The organism is Nocardia sp. NBC_00403, assembly GCF_036046055.1.
Classification (GTDB): Bacteria; Actinomycetota; Actinomycetes; order Mycobacteriales; family Mycobacteriaceae; genus Nocardia.
Genome location: NZ_CP107939.1, coordinates 5,636,890 through 5,653,301, shown reverse-complemented (window position 1 = coordinate 5,653,301; position 16,412 = coordinate 5,636,890). Strand labels below are relative to the sequence as shown.

15 protein-coding genes are annotated in these 16,412 nt (G+C 64.8%); 6 read left to right on the top strand and 9 right to left on the bottom strand.

Translation table 11 applies throughout. The features are described from left to right. Positions 1-10: 10 nt before the first annotated feature. Complete coding sequence (gene aztD, locus OHQ90_RS25110; RefSeq protein WP_328401444.1) at positions 11-1,171, top strand: zinc metallochaperone AztD; 1,161 nt, start codon at positions 11-13, stop codon at positions 1,169-1,171. A 317-nt stretch (positions 1,172-1,488) separates the two neighbouring features. Next, a complete protein-coding gene (locus OHQ90_RS25105; protein ID WP_442941167.1) occupies positions 1,489-2,814 on the top strand; it encodes a PEP/pyruvate-binding domain-containing protein in 1,326 nt (441 codons plus the stop codon). Between the two features lie 214 nt (positions 2,815-3,028). Here the strand turns inward: OHQ90_RS25105 and OHQ90_RS25100 are convergent, their stop codons facing one another. The 4 genes from OHQ90_RS25100 to OHQ90_RS25085 all read right to left on the bottom strand — a co-directional run bounded on the left by OHQ90_RS25100 (position 3,029) and on the right by OHQ90_RS25085 (position 7,890). After that, the gene (locus tag OHQ90_RS25100) at positions 3,029-4,957 is read right to left on the bottom strand and encodes a family 2A encapsulin nanocompartment cargo protein cysteine desulfurase (protein ID WP_328401440.1); all 1,929 of its coding nucleotides are present in this window, start codon (positions 4,955-4,957) and stop codon (positions 3,029-3,031) included. Beyond that, positions 4,929-5,861, bottom strand: a complete 933-nt coding sequence (locus OHQ90_RS25095) for a family 2A encapsulin nanocompartment shell protein (protein ID WP_328401438.1) — start codon at positions 5,859-5,861, stop codon at positions 4,929-4,931. The genes OHQ90_RS25100 and OHQ90_RS25095 overlap by 29 nt, the downstream gene beginning before the upstream one ends. Before the next feature lie 193 nt (positions 5,862-6,054). Next, positions 6,055-6,624: a flavoprotein gene (locus OHQ90_RS25090; protein ID WP_328401436.1), complete on the bottom strand. Its 570-nt coding sequence runs from the start codon at positions 6,622-6,624 to the stop codon at positions 6,055-6,057. A gap of 36 nt (positions 6,625-6,660) precedes the next feature. Beyond that, positions 6,661-7,890 carry a helix-turn-helix domain-containing protein gene (locus OHQ90_RS25085; protein ID WP_328401434.1) on the bottom strand — a complete coding sequence of 410 codons (1,230 nt, stop codon included), beginning with the start codon at positions 7,888-7,890 and terminating at the stop codon, positions 6,661-6,663. Between the two features lie 509 nt (positions 7,891-8,399). Here OHQ90_RS25085 and OHQ90_RS25080 point away from each other — a divergent pair. The 3 genes from OHQ90_RS25080 to OHQ90_RS25070 all read left to right on the top strand — a co-directional run bounded on the left by OHQ90_RS25080 (position 8,400) and on the right by OHQ90_RS25070 (position 10,392). Further along, positions 8,400-8,723 carry a hypothetical protein gene (locus OHQ90_RS25080; protein ID WP_328401432.1) on the top strand — a complete coding sequence of 108 codons (324 nt, stop codon included), beginning with the start codon at positions 8,400-8,402 and terminating at the stop codon, positions 8,721-8,723. Positions 8,724-8,733: 10 nt separating this feature from the next. Further along, entirely contained in the window at positions 8,734-9,075 is a 342-nt protein-coding gene (locus tag OHQ90_RS25075) for a hypothetical protein (RefSeq protein WP_328401430.1), read from the top strand. 129 nt (positions 9,076-9,204) lie between these two features. Continuing rightward, positions 9,205-10,392 carry a hypothetical protein gene (locus OHQ90_RS25070; RefSeq protein WP_328401428.1) on the top strand — a complete coding sequence of 396 codons (1,188 nt, stop codon included), beginning with the start codon at positions 9,205-9,207 and terminating at the stop codon, positions 10,390-10,392. Positions 10,393-10,595: 203 nt separating this feature from the next. On the opposite strand, the gene OHQ90_RS25065 is transcribed toward OHQ90_RS25070, so the two are convergent. From OHQ90_RS25065 to OHQ90_RS25050, 4 genes are all read right to left on the bottom strand, one after another. Continuing rightward, a complete protein-coding gene (locus OHQ90_RS25065; RefSeq protein ID WP_328401426.1) occupies positions 10,596-11,453 on the bottom strand; it encodes a serine/threonine-protein kinase in 858 nt (285 codons plus the stop codon). Positions 11,454-11,537: 84 nt separating this feature from the next. Next, a complete protein-coding gene (locus tag OHQ90_RS25060) occupies positions 11,538-12,293 on the bottom strand; it encodes a DUF6882 domain-containing protein (RefSeq protein ID WP_328401424.1) in 756 nt (251 codons plus the stop codon). A gap of 204 nt (positions 12,294-12,497) precedes the next feature. After that, positions 12,498-13,175 carry a hypothetical protein gene (locus tag OHQ90_RS25055; RefSeq protein WP_328401422.1) on the bottom strand — a complete coding sequence of 226 codons (678 nt, stop codon included), beginning with the start codon at positions 13,173-13,175 and terminating at the stop codon, positions 12,498-12,500. Between the two features lie 59 nt (positions 13,176-13,234). Beyond that, entirely contained in the window at positions 13,235-13,777 is a 543-nt protein-coding gene (locus OHQ90_RS25050) for a hypothetical protein (protein WP_328401420.1), read from the bottom strand. A 691-nt stretch (positions 13,778-14,468) separates the two neighbouring features. Here OHQ90_RS25050 and OHQ90_RS25045 point away from each other — a divergent pair. Then, positions 14,469-15,755: an NtaA/DmoA family FMN-dependent monooxygenase gene (locus tag OHQ90_RS25045; RefSeq protein ID WP_328401418.1), complete on the top strand. Its 1,287-nt coding sequence runs from the start codon at positions 14,469-14,471 to the stop codon at positions 15,753-15,755. 26 nt (positions 15,756-15,781) lie between these two features. On the opposite strand, the gene OHQ90_RS25040 is transcribed toward OHQ90_RS25045, so the two are convergent. Then, the gene (locus tag OHQ90_RS25040; protein WP_328401416.1) at positions 15,782-16,192 is read right to left on the bottom strand and encodes a hypothetical protein; all 411 of its coding nucleotides are present in this window, start codon (positions 16,190-16,192) and stop codon (positions 15,782-15,784) included. Positions 16,193-16,412: the final 220 nt, after the last annotated feature.

The window sequence follows — 16,412 nt, the reverse complement described above, 5'->3', positions numbered from 1 at the left end:
GGAGTAGTACATGCATAGTCGATCACGAGCAACGAAATCGGCGGCCATATCCGGGCTCATCGCTTCGGTGGTTGTCCTCGGGGGCTGCGGCGCGGACGACTCGAAGAAAGCGTCTGCCTCGGGTGGCGAGCCGATCGCGGTGACCCATGACGGCGGTATCTATGTCCTGGACGCGATGACACTCGCGCGGACGGGTGAGGCGAAACTCGAGGGGTTCAACCGATTGAATCCGGCGGGCGATGATCGTCATCTGATGGTGTCGACCAAGGACGGCTTCCGGGTATTCGATGCGGTCGACGCCGTGTTCACCGGCACCGATTTCCCCGCTGCGGAACCGGGCCACGTCGTCCGGCACGCGGGGCGTACGGTTCTGTTCGCTGACGGCTCCGGCGAAGTCACCTCCTTCGACCCCGCGACGCTCGGCGGCGGGAAGCCGGAGACGGTTGTCTACCGTGCCGCCGCGCCGCATCACGGCGTCGCTGTCGAACTGGACAACGGTGAAATGGTGATCACTCTCGGCACCGAGGAGAAGCGCCTCGGCATCGCGGTGCTCGACAAGGACCGCAGGGAGATCGCTCGTAACGAGGACTGCCCCGGCGTGCACGGCGAAGCCACCGCCAAGGAAGAGGCGGTCGTGATCGGTTGCCAGACAGGTGTTCTCGTCTACCGCAACGGTGTTGTCACAAAGGTGACCAGCCCGACCCCGTACGGCCGCATCGGGAATGCCGCGGGCAGCGCTGTCTCCTCGATCGTGCTCGGCGATTACAAGCAGGACAAGGACGCCGAACTGGAACGACCACAGCAGATTTCACTCATCGACACGGCCACCGGCACACTCCGCCTGGTCGATCTCGGCACGAGCTACACCTTCCGATCGCTGGCCCGCGGCCCACAGGGCGAAGCGCTGGTCCTCGGCACCGACGGTCGCATCCATGTGATCGATCCCGTAGCGGGCACCGTCACCCGCGCCATCCCGGTCATCGATGCCTGGCAGGAACCGCTGAAATGGCAGCAGGCCCGCCCGGCGCTGTTCGCGCGCGGTGGGATGGCCTACGTCTCCGACCCAGCCACCAAGAAGGTGCACCGCATCGACCTTGCGACGGGCACCGTCGCGGCGACCATCACCTTGGCCGCCGCCCCGAATGAACTCAGCGGCGTCAGCGAGAACTGAGCCGACCGCCACGAGCTGAAACCAGGTATCGAGCGGCTTCCGGCGAGCCGAGCAGGCTGCCGCAGTCCTCGACTCGGCTTTGGATCTACTGATTCACGGGCGGCATAAGAGGCAGCATCAGTTCGCCTGCCCAGACGTGAGCTCTGGTTGGTGGGGCGAAGCGGCTCATTCCCTTGCGGGCCAGTGTTTGTCGTTTGCGCACCTCGGGGGCGAAGCGATGCTTCCCAGTCGGCCAGAGTTGCAGCACACAGGCCTGCCGCGCTTTTCTCCGTGACAGGCGCTTCCCGGAGGGCTTCCATACCGAACTCGTAACCGCCGTGACCGAACTCGAATCCGCTACGCATCGCACGCTGGGCGGCTCCGAAAGGCCGCTGACAGTGTCCGTCCGCTCCGGAGCCAGCGTGTCGATGCCCGGCATGATGAACACAATCCTCAACCTCGGTCTCACCATCAACGCCACCAGGGGATTGACGGCCGAGACAGGCAATTCATCGTTCGCGTGGAAATCGCGGCTGCGATTCATGTCGAGTTTCGCATCCGCGATCACCGACATCGACGCAGCCGGTCTGGAAGCCGTTGCTGCCGAGGACGCGCCTCGGCAGCTGGAGCTGGCGGTCGCGGCCGTGTGTTCGTCATGGGACACGCCGCGTGCCGCAACCTACCGCGCACTGCACAACATCCCGGACGACCTCGGCACAGCCGTAACGGTGCAGGCAATGGTGTACGGGAATCGCGATCGCCACAGCGGGACCGGGGTCGCATTCAGCCGCGACCCCAACACCGGTGAACCTGTCCCGTTCGGTGAAGTCCTCTGCGGCGGCCAAGGCGACGACGTCGTCTCCGGCAAATCACCGACTCGCCCCCTTCACGAACTGGCCGACCGAGAGCCGCAAGTGTGGGCCGACCTGGTACACGCCCTGACGCGCATCGAGAACCACTACCGCGACGCATGCCACATCGAGTTCACCTTCGAGGCAGGCGCGTTGTGGATCCTGCAAGTACGCACCGGCGGACTCGCCACTGTTGCCGCGGTCCGGGTCGCCGTCGACCTCGCCGCCGAGGGCGTGATCGAACGCCATGAAGCACTACTGAGAATCTCCCCGCAACATTTCCAGCATGCCCGCACACCCCGAATAGCGACAGACAGCGGAGCCGACATCCTTGCCCGAGGACTGGGTGCCTGCCCAGGTGTCGCCGCTGGCAGAATCGTGACCACCGCCGACAACGCGGTCCGGATGGCCGCAGCAGGTCCGGTCATACTGATCCGACCAGAGACCTCCCCACTGGACATGCACGGCCTGGCCGCCGCCGCCGGAGTTGTCACCGCCCGTGGCGGGCCGTCCTGTCACGCCGCGATCGTCGCGCGAGCAATGAGCAAACCAGCCGTCGTGGGGGTCACAGACCTCATCGTCGACGCCGCCTCCGTGCGCTGTGGTGAACGCACACTCCCCGAAGGCACGCTCGTCACCATCGATGGAACCAGCGGTGCGGTCACCATCGGCAGCCCCCGCATCGCTACGGCCGTGCCCGACCCTTACCTGCATCAATTGCTCGAATGGGCCGACAAGGTATCGGGCAATCACTCACCACGCAACGAGACCGAACGCCTGGCTACCGCTCGTGTCGTCCTCCTGCGCGGCTAACTTTGAAACTCGATCCTCATGGGGGTCGAGGCCCTTCCAGAGATCGATCCGACCACGTCACCCTGAACTCGGTCCCGGCGTCGACCCGATCCCGGTGTACGAATCCGGCAGATGTCATCAGTTGGAGACAAGCATCGTCGGCAACGGCCGCTCCCGCCCCGGGTTTTGCGGGAACCGGCCCAGTAGCCATAGACCAGCGTCGTACCGCGGAGGTTCAGCGACGTGCGCGGGCCAGCCGTTCGAGGACGGCAACCATGCGGTCGACTTCCTCGCAGGTGTTGTAGAACGTGAACGAGGGACGGACGGTCGCTTCCAGTCCGAAGCGCCGAAGTATGGGTTGAGCGCAATGATGCCCGGCGCGCACCGCGATGCCGTTCTCGTTCAATGCCTTTCCGACCTCGAGTGGTTGATATCCGTCCATGACGAACGACAGCACACTGGCCTTTTCGACGGCGGTCCCGACCAGGCGAACGCCCGGCACCGCAGCGACGAGGGGCGTCGCATAGGCGAGAAGATCGTGTTCGTACCGGGCGATATTGTCGATGCCGATGCCTTCGACATACTCGATGGCCATGCCGAGCCCGACCGCGTCGGCGATGTTTCCGGTGCCTGCCTCGAAGCGGCCGGGGGGCGGTTGGAAGAGGGAACGTTCCAGGGTGACGTCGCTGATCATGTTTCCGCCGCCCTGCCATGGCGGAACATCCTGTAGCACAGAAGAAGTGCCATACACCACGCCGATTCCAGTGGGGCCGAAGAGCTTGTGGCCGGAGAACACGAAGAAGTCGGCGCCGATCGATCGCACATCGATCCTGGTGTGCGGCACCGATTGCGCTCCGTCGACGAGCGTGACGGCACCGGCTCGGTGCGCGGCCGCGACGATATCGTGGACCGGCGTGATCGTGCCGAGCGCATTCGAAACATGCGCTACCGAGACAAGTTTCGTGCGATCGGACAGCAGTCTTGTGTACTCGTCCAGCAGCAGTTGCCCGCTGTCATCGACTGGGATGACCTTCAGCACCGCGCCGGTCTCGCCGGCGAGCATCTGCCAGGGCACGATATTCGCGTGGTGCTCGAGGTGCGAGATGACGATCTCGTCGCCCTCGCGAATGTTCTTGCGGCCCCAGGTTTGGGCGACGAGATTGATGCCTTCGGTGGCGCCGCGGACGAAGATGATCTCCTCCGCGGAGGATGCGCCGAGAAACCGGGCCACGATGTCGCGGGCCTGCTCATATGCGTCGGTCGCGCGGGCGGCCAGTTCGTGTGCGGCGCGATGGATGTTCGAGTTCTCGTGCTCGTAGAAATATGTGAGTCGCTCGATGACCGATCGTGGTTTCTGCGTGGTGGCGGCATTGTCGAACCAGACGAGCGGCTGTCCGTTCACCCGTTCACGCAGAATCGGAAAGTCGTTGCGCACCGCGTACACGTCGAAGGGCGGGTGCCGGTCGGGCGAGGCCCTGCGACCTTCGTCGAGGAAGTAGAACTGCGAATTGGCCTGTGGTGCAGCGATTTCTGGCCGGTCGAGGAAATAGAAGCTCGGTTCGGCCGACGGTGCGGGACCGGTCGACGGTGGCAGCCTGGGGGAATTGCTCAGCGTGGGCAAGTCGGGGAGGAACTGGTCGGTGTACACATCTGCACCGGTCAGTGCCGCGGTCGGCGGTCGGCCCGCCGGGTTGGCGGGCACCTCTGTCTGCCAGGAAGGCACCGTCGGATCCGGGGTGGGTCCTCCGGGTGGGACGCCCTGTGCGGGCGAGCTGGGTGGCATCGATGCCTGCCGATCGGCTGCCGACGGACTGGCCATCCACGGACTCGCTGCCGAGGTACCACCTGCGGCTGGACCGGCTGCCGAGCGCCCGGCCGCAGGTGGTGCGGCCGGAACGGAGGCGCTCGACGGCGTCATTCCTTGCTCCGCGACACCGAGCGTCGCGATACCCGGCGACGCGAAATCGGGTGTGACAATGTCTGGCGACGTGATGCCGGGAAACTCGATCCCACGCGCCGCCGAAGGCAGCGCCGAGAAGAACTCCGCGGCGAGACGGTTCAACGTGGCTTCGTCCGGCAGCAATGAACTCGCCGGTGCCGCAACGGTATCCGCCGAATATGGCGGAACCGGCGGCTCAGCTCCGGTAGGACGGGGCGTAGTCATGGAACTTGTCCACCTCTGCTCCCTCTAGCACTGCGACGGCATCGTCGGTGAGGATCGCCAGCGAGCAATACAGTGACACCAGATACGACGCGATCGCACTGCGATCGACACCCATGAACTTCACCGAAAGCCCCGGCCCCTGTTCGCCTGCCAGTCCCGGCTGGTACAGCCCCACCACGCCCTGACGGGTCTCACCGGTCCGGATCAGCAGGAATTTCGTCTTGCCGCTCTCGACCGCCACCTTGTCCGACGGGACGATCGGAATCCCACGCCAGGTCAGGAACTGCGAACCGAACATGCTTACCGTCGGTGGCGGCACACCGCGCCGGGTGCATTCTCGCCCGAATGCCGCGATCCCTTCTGGGTGCGTCAGGAAGAAGCCGGGTTCCTTCCACGCGCGCGCGATCAGATTGTCGAGGTCATCGGGGGTGGGGGGTCCGGCGATCGTCGGGATCCGCTGCTTGTCGGCGGCATTCGCGATCAGCCCGTAGTCGGGACTGTTGATGAGCTCGCCTTCTTGGTGCTCTTTGATCGCTTCGATCGTCAAGCGCAACTGCTGGGCTATCTGACTATGCGGGCTCGAGTACAGGTCCGAAACGCGGGTGTGCACGTCGAGGATCGTGTGCACTGCCTTCAGTCGGTATTCACGCGGTTGCTTCTCGTAGTCGATGAAGGTTTCCGGCAGCGGGGACTCGTCGAAATTGTCGCACTGAATATCGACGGTCTGCTCATGCGTTACCCGGTTGCGCCGGTAGATACCGGCCTCGACCGGGATCCAATTGAGCAGATGAACCAGCCACCGCGGGGTGATCGACTCCATCTGCGGGACGGTTTTGGTCGCGTTCGCAAGGGTCCGGGCGGCATCATCACCCAGCGCCACAGGCTGTGGAACAGTACTTGGCATCGAACCACCTCGGGATCGGCAAATCGACCGTTACCAGCTGGCCCATGTTAGCGCTGGGTTGCGCGAATTCCCTCGATGGCGCGAGTTGTGGCGGTCGTGTCCCGAGTCGGGTGGGTCCGACGATCGAGGCCAAACATAGTGTCAGGAGGACGACCGGTACCTTTCGGCCACGACTTGATGCCCCTTGATCGTGTCAGCTGGTCAGTGATTTGCCGCCAGCAGACCTGTGCCGTAGATGCGCAATCAGCGCTTGCCAAGCTGCGAGCCACGGGACATCGTCGAGGGAGAGTTCATCTGTGCCTTGTTCGTGACCGTCGTCGCCGACCAACACCACACCCCAATCGGACAGCTTGCGCATGGCTTCCTGTATGGCGGGGAAGCGAAGCAACTCCTGCTTTGCGAAAGGCACCGCGACTACCGGAAGTCCTTGCCCCACAGCTTCCACCAGCATCCCCAACGGCAGGGTGTCGGAGATCCCCGCCGCCCACTTCGCCATCGAGTTCGACGTAATGGGCGCGACAATCATGGCGTCGGCTGGCGGCAGGGCGTCCGGTGTGCCGGGCTCCTTGTACTGACTGCGCACCGGGTGCCCGGTTTTGGCGGCCAGCATAGTGGCGTCGATGAACCGACTGCCATTCGGGGAGGCAATCACACATACGTCCCAACCGTCGGCCTGAGCATGGTCGACAAGCTCACCGACGCCGCCGGCTGGGGTCGCACCGGTCACGATGGCATACAGCACGGGGCTTCCCTGATCATTCATAGCCACCATCGTGTCAGCTCGGTGTGGCCACGCGAGTCAGGTCGGAACGGCTCCGACGCGTTTCGCCAGTTTGCCCAGGTCTCCGGTTGTAAGGCCGCGGCGAGCGGTTCTCATCATGTGACCGACCAGTTCTCGCACGTGCGTCATACTGCGGACATTCTGTGGCGCAATATGTTCGGCCCGCAAGAGAGCATTCAGAGATTCTGGGTATTCGCGCTGCAGAGCGTAGGCGCGGCCCAGTTCTACGAAGTACTGTGCGCGTCGACTTGGTGCCGAAATCGTCGCTGGCGGGAGCGCGGATCCAAGTTCCAACACACGGCCCGGCTCGCGTTGCTCCATGCCCGCTGACATGCGCCAGAGAGTTACGTTCTCCACGCCGAATGTGGGATTGCGCAAGATCGACCACCCAGGCCGGGCATGAGGTATCCGAGCCGTGATTTCGGCGGCTTTGTCGAAATATCCTTCGGCGTTCTCACCGAGTGCAGCGGCGGAAAGCGCACTCTGCAGGTGCAGCATACCGACCGTTTCCAGCTCTCCGAGCGTGGTTGCATGCGAATCCAATTCGTCGGCAACCCGCGTTGCGCAATTCAGCGCGGCGCAGAACGATTCCGGCCGGGACAGTAGCACTTGACTACGTGCGAAAGCTGCCGCCGCGAACGCTGCGAGGTCATCGGTGTTCGTCGCGGCCTGCTCGGCGACTTGCGTCGCTGTCCATGCCTGCGCGGTGTAGCCGCGCACCCGGAGTGCGATCGCAGTGTCGGATGCAATGCCCGCAAGAATGTTCCATGCGCGATCACGTTGTGCCCCAGTCGTATCGGCGGTATGTCGGTAGCACTCGGTGAGCAGCGGAGCCAGCATCGGCCCGAGTACTACGAAATCCCAGTCGATCAGGGCCACGCTGGCTCGACGGGCCGCCGCTGCGAGATCGGCGATACTCATCGGTGGCTCGGTTGGAGTCGCATCGCCAGCTGCCCACAGTGCGGTCTCGATGTCCGCGACAGTCGCGTGAAACGCCATTGCGGAGGGATCGGTCTGGTCACCTGGTTGGCCCGTCAGGTCGTCTACTCGAACTCCGAGTGCGCTCGCCAGCGCATACAGCAGTCTGCGGGAGTCGATAGGGCGCTCGCCGTTTTCGTACTTGGCGATAGCGCCGCGGCTGACACCGACCCGATCGGCGAGCACCTGCTGCGATATGCCGCGGCGGGCCCGGATACTCCGCACCTGTCTGCCGACAAAGCGGCCTTCATCAGCGGGGGTTTCGCTCATATGCCTGCTCTCTAGGCGGCACTGGCAATCCAAGTGCTAGTTGGGCTGGACGTTGTCCCGCCGCGGGACAGTTTCTCTCGGTGATAGCCCCAGTGTGTTCCTGGCACCCGACGACGTTGCCGATCTCAGAGAACTCAACCTCGGATCGGAACCAAGGCTGACGACGCTATCTCGATGCTCGCTCGGCGTCAGCCAAACGCCAACGGCCACAGCTCGAACCGGGTGCCAACAGACAAGGGAAGGCATACCAATGGGCATCATGACCGGCCAAGGGGCTGTGTGGCACCGGTGCGACCAGGACGCACCAGTGATCGTGAACAGCGACATGGCGCACCAGATTCTCGAGGATCACGCTGCACACAGCCCTCAGTGTTTACCGAGCGTGGCAGCCACGGCCTACATCAGTGCCCGTGACGACTCCGACTATGAGTAGCGGGCCGAAACTGGTGCGGAGCGTTCGGGCCGGAGCTGACATCACGGGCCGTGACCGAATCGCCGGGCGGTGACCGATGGATGCGGCAGTGGTCAGCGGACTCTTGGTGGCGCTTGCTTGTTGTGGCGGAATCGTGGCGATGGTGTGGCTGCTTCCGTTCGGCGATGAGCAGCACCCGAACGAGCACGACTCGATCACGGTGTCCGGCATCCAGTTTCGGCTCCAGCATGAATCGCCGACGGTCCCATTCACGGTGCCGGAGGCGCATGACGCCGCGCAAGAGCACAGCGAGTGTCGTATCGACGAGTGTGGCCGGAAGCGGTCGGTGTTCCGGGTGCTGGTCCTCGCGGGTGAGGTTGTGCCGGACCGACGCCTGGAACGGGTATTGAACGACGACTGACCGCAGTCGGATGAGCCTGCGCCAACCAACAGCGATCAGGGGAGATCTTATGCAGCCCAGGGCAATCGGCTTGCTGCAGCTCGATATCACCGGCCCGAACCGGCATCGGGACGAGCAGGTGATCGGCACATTGGCTCATCAGCGGGGCTATGAGTTCGTCGGAATCCTCACGATCCGATCGGACACCTACATGCCGACGACGCTGGTGGTCCAAACAGCTTGCAAGGCAGGGGCAATCGCCATCCTGACACCTCATTTCGGCCACTTCGGCGGACATGCACGAGCGATCGCCCTGGCCTGCGATCTGGTGACACCGGACGGGACCCTACCGCGCTCGATTCGGAACCGATAGCTGCTGCCCGAACAGGCCGACACGCTGCGCTGAGTGCACGAGCGGAGTTCCCAGCTGTGGAGGCGGACGTGGGCGAACGTCGAAGTATGCCGCCGGGTTCTGCCTCACGCACCCAAGGATGGAATTCGTATGGAGGAGATCGGCCTCGCCGAGATCATCGATGCACTACGACCAGCGGTCGCCGATCTCGTCGAGCCCGGATCGCCTGCCGCCGCGCATGTGCCTGCTCGGTGGCAGGCGATCGCGCGGGCCACGTGGCCGCAGGATCGCCGGGAACTCGCACTCGCGCTATGGAATCTGGACTTTCTCAACGTGCTGCCGCGGTTTGCCGCCGTGCTGGACGAGTTCCTCGTCGACGTTCGGGTAGCCCTGCTGCGCGGGGATTGGGTACTGCTCTACATTCTGCGCGAGGAATACCAGCCACCGGTTATCCGGATCGGTTGGGATCCGAGCACATTCGGCGCAGACGAGCCGCCGTTCTTCGACTGTCTGCCAGAGCCGCTGCGCGCATTTCTGCGCACCGTCCACGCTGGATTCTCGGCCCCGGAGGGCGAATCGTTCGGCCCGCTGCGTCCACGCGACATGATTACCTACGCCGAGCTCGGCGTCGGCCACGCGGTGGTCCACAACTGGGATGCGGACGTTGAGATCTCGCCGAACCGGGTGATGCTCGTCGCCGATGCCATCAGCGGCATCCGCTATTGCGTGTCGCCGGACCTGCCTGCGGGCACGATCGGGTTCGAGCTCGGCGGGAATATCGATAGCCCGCAGCCCTTCGATTCGACCTGCGACACCTTCATGAGCCAGGGGTTCGTGCTCAGTCGGGACAAGCTACCGCAATCGGCCGAGACCACTGCTCATGATGGCCTACTTCCGATATTGGAACCCGTGGCCCGGGCCGTTGTGTGGAATCGCTCGCTGGACGAGTCGACCGCGCGCGAGCAGATTCGTGACTACCTCGCCGACCTGCTCGACGCTCTGCCGGGCGCGCCGAGCCTACATCCGCAGCACGGCATGGACGGCGAACTGATCCTGCCCTTCGACGACGATGCCGGAAACGTCTACCAGGTCGACCGCCTCGATGTGCGCTACTGGCTCGCGGGTTTGCCCGCGGACGCGACTGCCGCTTACCTCGACATGGTGATAGCGGAATGGCGTAAGCGTGGCTGGAATGTCCACACCACCGACGGCGAATCCGGAATCGTCGGCCATGCGCGTACTCCTGATTGGTACGAGTTCACCGTGTCCGATCAGGGCGTCGGCGCACTCTGTATCACCGCGGCCTCGCCAGGTTTCCATCGGCCGCCGTGGGCATGAGGTGGCGACAGCGCCGGCCGTTTGATTCGGCTGAGGCCACGATTCGGCTCGGAGTTGACGGTCCGGGCACGGCGCGGTGGAAATTACCGGCGCTTCGGATGATGTAGGCAGGGGTCGGGCTGCTGCGGCCTCCAGTTTGTCCGGCCCTGCCTCAGCGACAGCCACCGCCGAGAATCGGCCGGAATTAGGGGGAACTGCGTTCGTCAGCGGTGTTTCGGCGGTTCCATGCCACGCAATACCCGAGTGATCAGGCGGATCGGCTCCGCGCACGAGTCGTACCGAGCGTCCGGATCTTTCGCCAGTGCTTTGTTCAGTATCGAGTCGACCGCGTGCGGGATCCAGCGGCGTCGCCACGACACGTCCGGGGGAATGGCCCACAGATGCGCATCGGCGATCGCGAACTGAGTCGGTAGTGGGAAGGGCGGGCGGCCGGTGAAGAACTCGACCACCGCACATGCCAGCGAATATTGGTCGGTCGCGGGAGAGACCGGCTTGCCGCGTAGCACTTCCGGTGCCGCGTACGGGAGTGACACGGGCACCAGCCCATCGGGTCCGGCGAGCGGCGAATCGTCACTGAGGCGGTGCGCGATTCCGAAATCGGTCAGCACCGCCTCCGTGCCCCGCGGGCCGATGAGCATGTTGTGCGGTTTGACGTCGAGGTGCACCACGTTGTGCTGATGGATGTAGTCCAATCCGGCGGCGATGCCGGCCAGTGCCGGAAGCATTCGTGCCAGATCGATCTCTTCGTGCCGCCGCGGGAGCAGGCCGGAACCGGGCTCGCCCTCGCGATAGGTGTAGGTCATCCACGGCTGATCCCGGAACTCCCCGAACTCGAGCATCTCCACGACATTGGGGTGATGCAGCGTGTCGGCGATCTCGAACTCATGGCGGAATTGCCGTCGCGCACTGGATAAGTCGGTCGTCGGGTGGTCGAGGATCTTCAGCACCGCCCGACCCGAGCGCGCCGGATCGTCGACGAGATACACATCGCTGCTGCCGCCCCGACCGAGCAGCGCGCGAACGATATAGCCCGCGAACTGGGCACCTGGCTGAAGCGACACGGTCACAGCCTAGAACGGACTGCCGGAATTGCACGGCCGGTGGGTCGAGGTTGCGGTCGGTTCGCCGCCTCGGAGCACGCGGACCTAGTGCGTGTGGGCCGACTGTGCGTTCGACCCGGATGGCAGTGCGATGCGATCGGTGACCATTCGGACATCGAGGTTTGCGATATGGCCATAAGCATCGAATTCGATGTCACCCTCGACACCGTGGCCGCTGAATTCGAGCAACCCGTAGTCATCGAGGAATGCGGTGCGCAGGCCGCGTCGGGTCAGGTAGCTGTGTGCGGCGCGTCGATGATCTGTCAGCGGCAGTGCGCGGACGCCGTGAGCCATGACGCGCGCGAGGCCGGACGCGGTGGGTGGCGGCAGCAGGAACGCCGGATGTTCGACGAGAAACGCGACGTAGGTGCCGTCGGTGACGCCGCAGTAGGAACTCCAGCGCCCACAGACGATCTTCGCGGCGTCCGCCAGGAGTGTGGCCACCTGGTGCGGTTCCGGTGTCGCGCCCGCGAGGGCGATCGGCATTTCCGCCGCACACAATTCGGCGACCCCGTACTGGAAGCCGAACTCGCGCACCGTCGTCGCCGCCTCGATCAGTGACGGCGGATAGCCCCAGGGATTAGCCCATCCCCACAACCACGTCTCGGCGTCGGCGGTGCCGAGCAGGTGGACGTCGGTGCATTCGAATGACCGCTGCTCGCCGATGAATTCGAGTCGGCGTCCATCGAGATCGGCTTGCCACACGTGTGCGCCGAGCACATCTTCGAGGTGGAGCCGGTGCTCGAGCGACAGCAGCCCCGCGTCGTCGAGGAGCCTCGTCAGTGGCACAGATTCGAGCATTCGCAACAGCGTAGTCAACGCGAGTCCCGGTCTCCGGTGCCGACCGGTGTTGGTGGGGCAGGTCGAGTGCCGCGTCGATGTATCACACCCAGTGGTGCGCGACCGATGCGGCCGAGGACTGGAGGATCACTGCTGAGACAGCGATCCGGATAGGCACGCTGGTGCGGTCATCCGGTGATGACCGCACCAGCGCCGTCGGCGTGGTCAGAGCTGCGGCGCCGCGTCGGTTCCGTTGGCGCGCTTGGCCTGGATCTGGTTGTACTTGTCGACGGCCACGGCGATACCCACCGGCACGCCGACGGCGACGCTACCGACCATGCCGCCGAAAGCGGCGGTGGTGCCGGCGCCTGCCAGGCAGCCGCCGATCATGGCCGGCACGGTCAGTACAGCCGCCGACATGACGGTGGCCATGCTGCCGAGGGTGACCGCGCCGATCGGGCAGCCGACGACCATCCCCGCGAAAGCGCCTGCGGTGCCGCCGATACCGGCTGCGAGCCCGGTGTAGGGGCCTGCCTGGTGCCACGCCTGATTCATGTCAGTGAGAAAGTCGCCCTGACCGGTCGCGATGGGCGCGGCCGGAACCGTCACCGATTCGGCAGGACTGCCTGCCGCGGTGTCCAACGGTGCGCCGAGGATCGGCCGCTGGGCTGCATCCTGCACCGCGACTTGACCGTCGCGCATCGTGACCGACCCGATCGGCGTGTTGAGGACGGAAGAATTGTCCGCCGCCGCTCCGGTGAATTCGACACCGGGCATGACCTCGACGGAGACCGTGTCGGCGTCGGGTGCCTGCGCCGGATCGGCGCCTGCGGTGCCCGCAGCGATCGCAACGGCGACGGCGGTCAGTGCGGTGACTGTGGCTGCCCGAGTGGGGTATTTCATGAAAATGCTCGTTTCCATGTGGTGCGGAAGCCGTGCCGCCGTCGGCGGCCGGCCGAGGACTAAGGAGCGGGTGTGTCGATCGGCGCGGCGACGAACCCTTTGGCATGCAGCGCGTTGTACTGCTCGTTCGCGGTGGTGGCGAGCGCGGGCAGACCGGTGATTGCGGCTCCGATGGTGCCGCCGAGGCCGCCCAGGGTGAGACCGCCGAGGATGCAACCGCCGACCACACCGATCGGGGTCAGGACGCCGGCCGTGGTGAGCACGGTCAGCGTGCCGCCGGTTACCGCGCCGAGCGGGCAGCCGACGACGACGCCCGCGACCGTGCCGACCATGCGGCCGTCCGCGCTGGCGTGGTTGAACGCCTCGGTGACCGTCTCGACCGCCTTGTCGATTTCCGCATTCCGATCCACACCGCCGGTATTCGGTGTCACCTGCTCCGTACCGTGCACGGCGGCAAGGACATCGGTGTTCTCGTTGCCGAAGGAGGGCGCTGCCACCGGTGCGGGAGACTCGGTGGGTGCGGCCGCTGCCATACCGGCAGTGACGCCCGTCGCGGCGATTGCCAATACGGCAATCGCCGCTGCTCGGGAGACAGTGTTCACAGTTTCTCGTTTCTTGTTCTCGGGCTTTCTCGGTCCGGTTCGACCGAGAGATCTGCAACGGCATGCGGTGCCGTCGATCGGTACTGGGTTTGGTTCGACCAGTGCACTTTCGGTCAGGGTTCGAAGTGCGTTGTATGGGTCGGCCGCATCAACGCGAAAGTTCCGATGGTGGTGTGATCGCGTAAGTCGATGCGAAACGCCGTCCACCGCAGGGGTATCCGTGGTTCGACACGGTCAGGGCTGAATGGCGTGTCTACCAGGCGATTCCGGTAGTGGTGGCATATCTTGCGCGAAGACTGGGGTCCCGGGTTACGAGAGCCAGGTGTGGGCTATGCCACTGATCCGCTCACAGTCGGATCGCAACATGGCCACCGAGCGGGTGTTCGCCTCGCGCCGTTGGGGTGCGGACACCCTGGACAGGTGGATCGGTGCCGGTCGGCCCGGTGCCGGTCGTGGACCGTCGCGTGCCGACTTGCGTTGGGTCGTAATGGGTTTGTACCCATTCGGAGATCCGGTCACCCGTGTTCTACGTACGGCGAAATAAATTCCGCTGATCCGAACCGTCGCCGCAGAGCACGACCAGTGCTGGACTCGGACGGGCGCCGGATTGTGCCGGCGACCGGGCTCCCGTGTTCGCGTGAACGGACAGAGCGCGGGAGTCGCTATGGATTTCGTGACGGGATGAGAGACGATGAGTGCTGTCCGACGCCGGACGCTGAAGACGGTCACCGGAGTCAGTGGTGCCGTGAGTGTGTATGCGGCCGCGATAGATCCACGGCAGTCGACTGCCGCGTCTTCGATCGAGATCGCGAAGATCGCGGAGGCCAACAAGTTCGATGCCCTGTTCGCCGCCGATCTGCTCAGCTTCGGTGCGCAAGGCGCGATCGGCGCGCAGGAGCCGCTGATCTATCTGTCCGCGTTGAGTTCGGTGACCACGGACGTCGGTCTGATCGCCACCGTGACCAGCACCTTCCATCACCCATACAACCTGGCGCGACTGTTCGGAACGCTCGATCACGTGAGCAACGGTCGTGCGGCGTGGAATGTCGTCACGTCGTCGGTCGGCGAAGAGAACTACGGTGACCAGGACCTGCCGACACCGGAAGAGCGGTATGCGCGGGCAACCGAATCCCTCGAGGTGGTCAACGCGCTGTTCGACAGCTGGCACGCCGGCGCGTTGACGCCCGACGGGCATGGCGGCGTGGTCCTCGACGCGACGCGCGTGCGGCCGATCGACCATACGGGACAGTACTTCACGGTGAAAGGTCCGCTCAACATCCCGCCGCTGCCGCAGCGGCGGCCTGTGCAATTCCAGGCGGGTCAGTCGGCAGGCGGTATCGAGCTCGGCGCCCGGTTCGCCGAAGTCGTTTTCACCTCACTGCCCACGCTCGAAGATGCCATCACCTATACGAAAGCGGTGCGCGCCCGCGCGACCGAACTCGGCCGCGCCGAGGCATTGCCATTGATCATGAGTTCTTTCCATGCCACCTACGGCGCGACCGAAGATGAGGTGCGCCGATTGGTCCGCGAGGACGCCGAAGCCACCGATCTCGACGCGGGTCGAATCCGCTTGGCCGACATGTTCGGCGGCGGCATCGACCTCTCGGAACTCCCCTTGGACAAACCCATCCCACCGCACCTGCTGCCCGAGGTGACCTCGGTGAACCGCCGGCGTGGGCGCGTCGAGATCTTCACCAAGCTCGCGGCCTCGGGCCGGACCCTGCGCGAGTTGATCATCGCTTCGAAAGACACCGGACACTGGGCCGCTGCAGGCACTCCGGAGCAGCTCGCCGACGCGATCGAGGAGCGGTACCTGGCAGGAGTGCTCGACGTCATCTCGTTGGGCGGTCTCGCGGACCCACGGACCCGTGACTTCCTCACCAACGGACTGCTCCCCGAACTGCGCCGCCGAGGCATCGTCGGGAGCGACTATCTCGGCGCTACTTTCCGTGAGAATCTCGAACTTCCGCCGCTGTGACACAGTGGTCGGCGGCTGAGCGCAGATTACGTGCAGCTGTCCGACGCCGGGTCGACTGCCAGCCGGAATTCGAATCGCACCGCGCCCGGAGTCGATGCGGGGAGAACGACAGCGGCGCCCAGTCGGTCCGGCCAGGTTCGTGGCAGGAGGACGTACTGGTCATCGATGTGGGCGAGCAACACCAGCCCGTCGTAGCGGAAGCGGTAGGCCGAGCTTTCGGGACCGCATTCCACTTTCCGCATGTCGGGTCCCGAGAGATGGAGGTCCTTTTCGCTGTAGATGACAATCCCTGCGCTGGTGGGGATCTCGGCCGCCGCCTGCTGGGCTCGTGATCGCCCGACCGCCGCCGCGTAGTCGGTGGCGATCCAGAACATGCTGATGCCGATCAGGATGAACAGGATCGTCCACTCGAGGACACCCGCGGCCTCCGAACGCACCGGCATTGGATGCTGGGGTGCAGGGTGGTCGAGTCGACGCCGAAATAGTCGAAGAACCAATACACATGCGCCCAACCGAAGTAGAACAGCACCGCAGTGACCATCGTTGTCGGCGCGACGAATTGGCCGACAGACTTGGCTACTTTGCCGAAGCCGTCGAATGGCGATGTGGCCGCCGAATGTGTCGCGTGGTTTTCATCGGGTGGTGGGAGCATGCGAA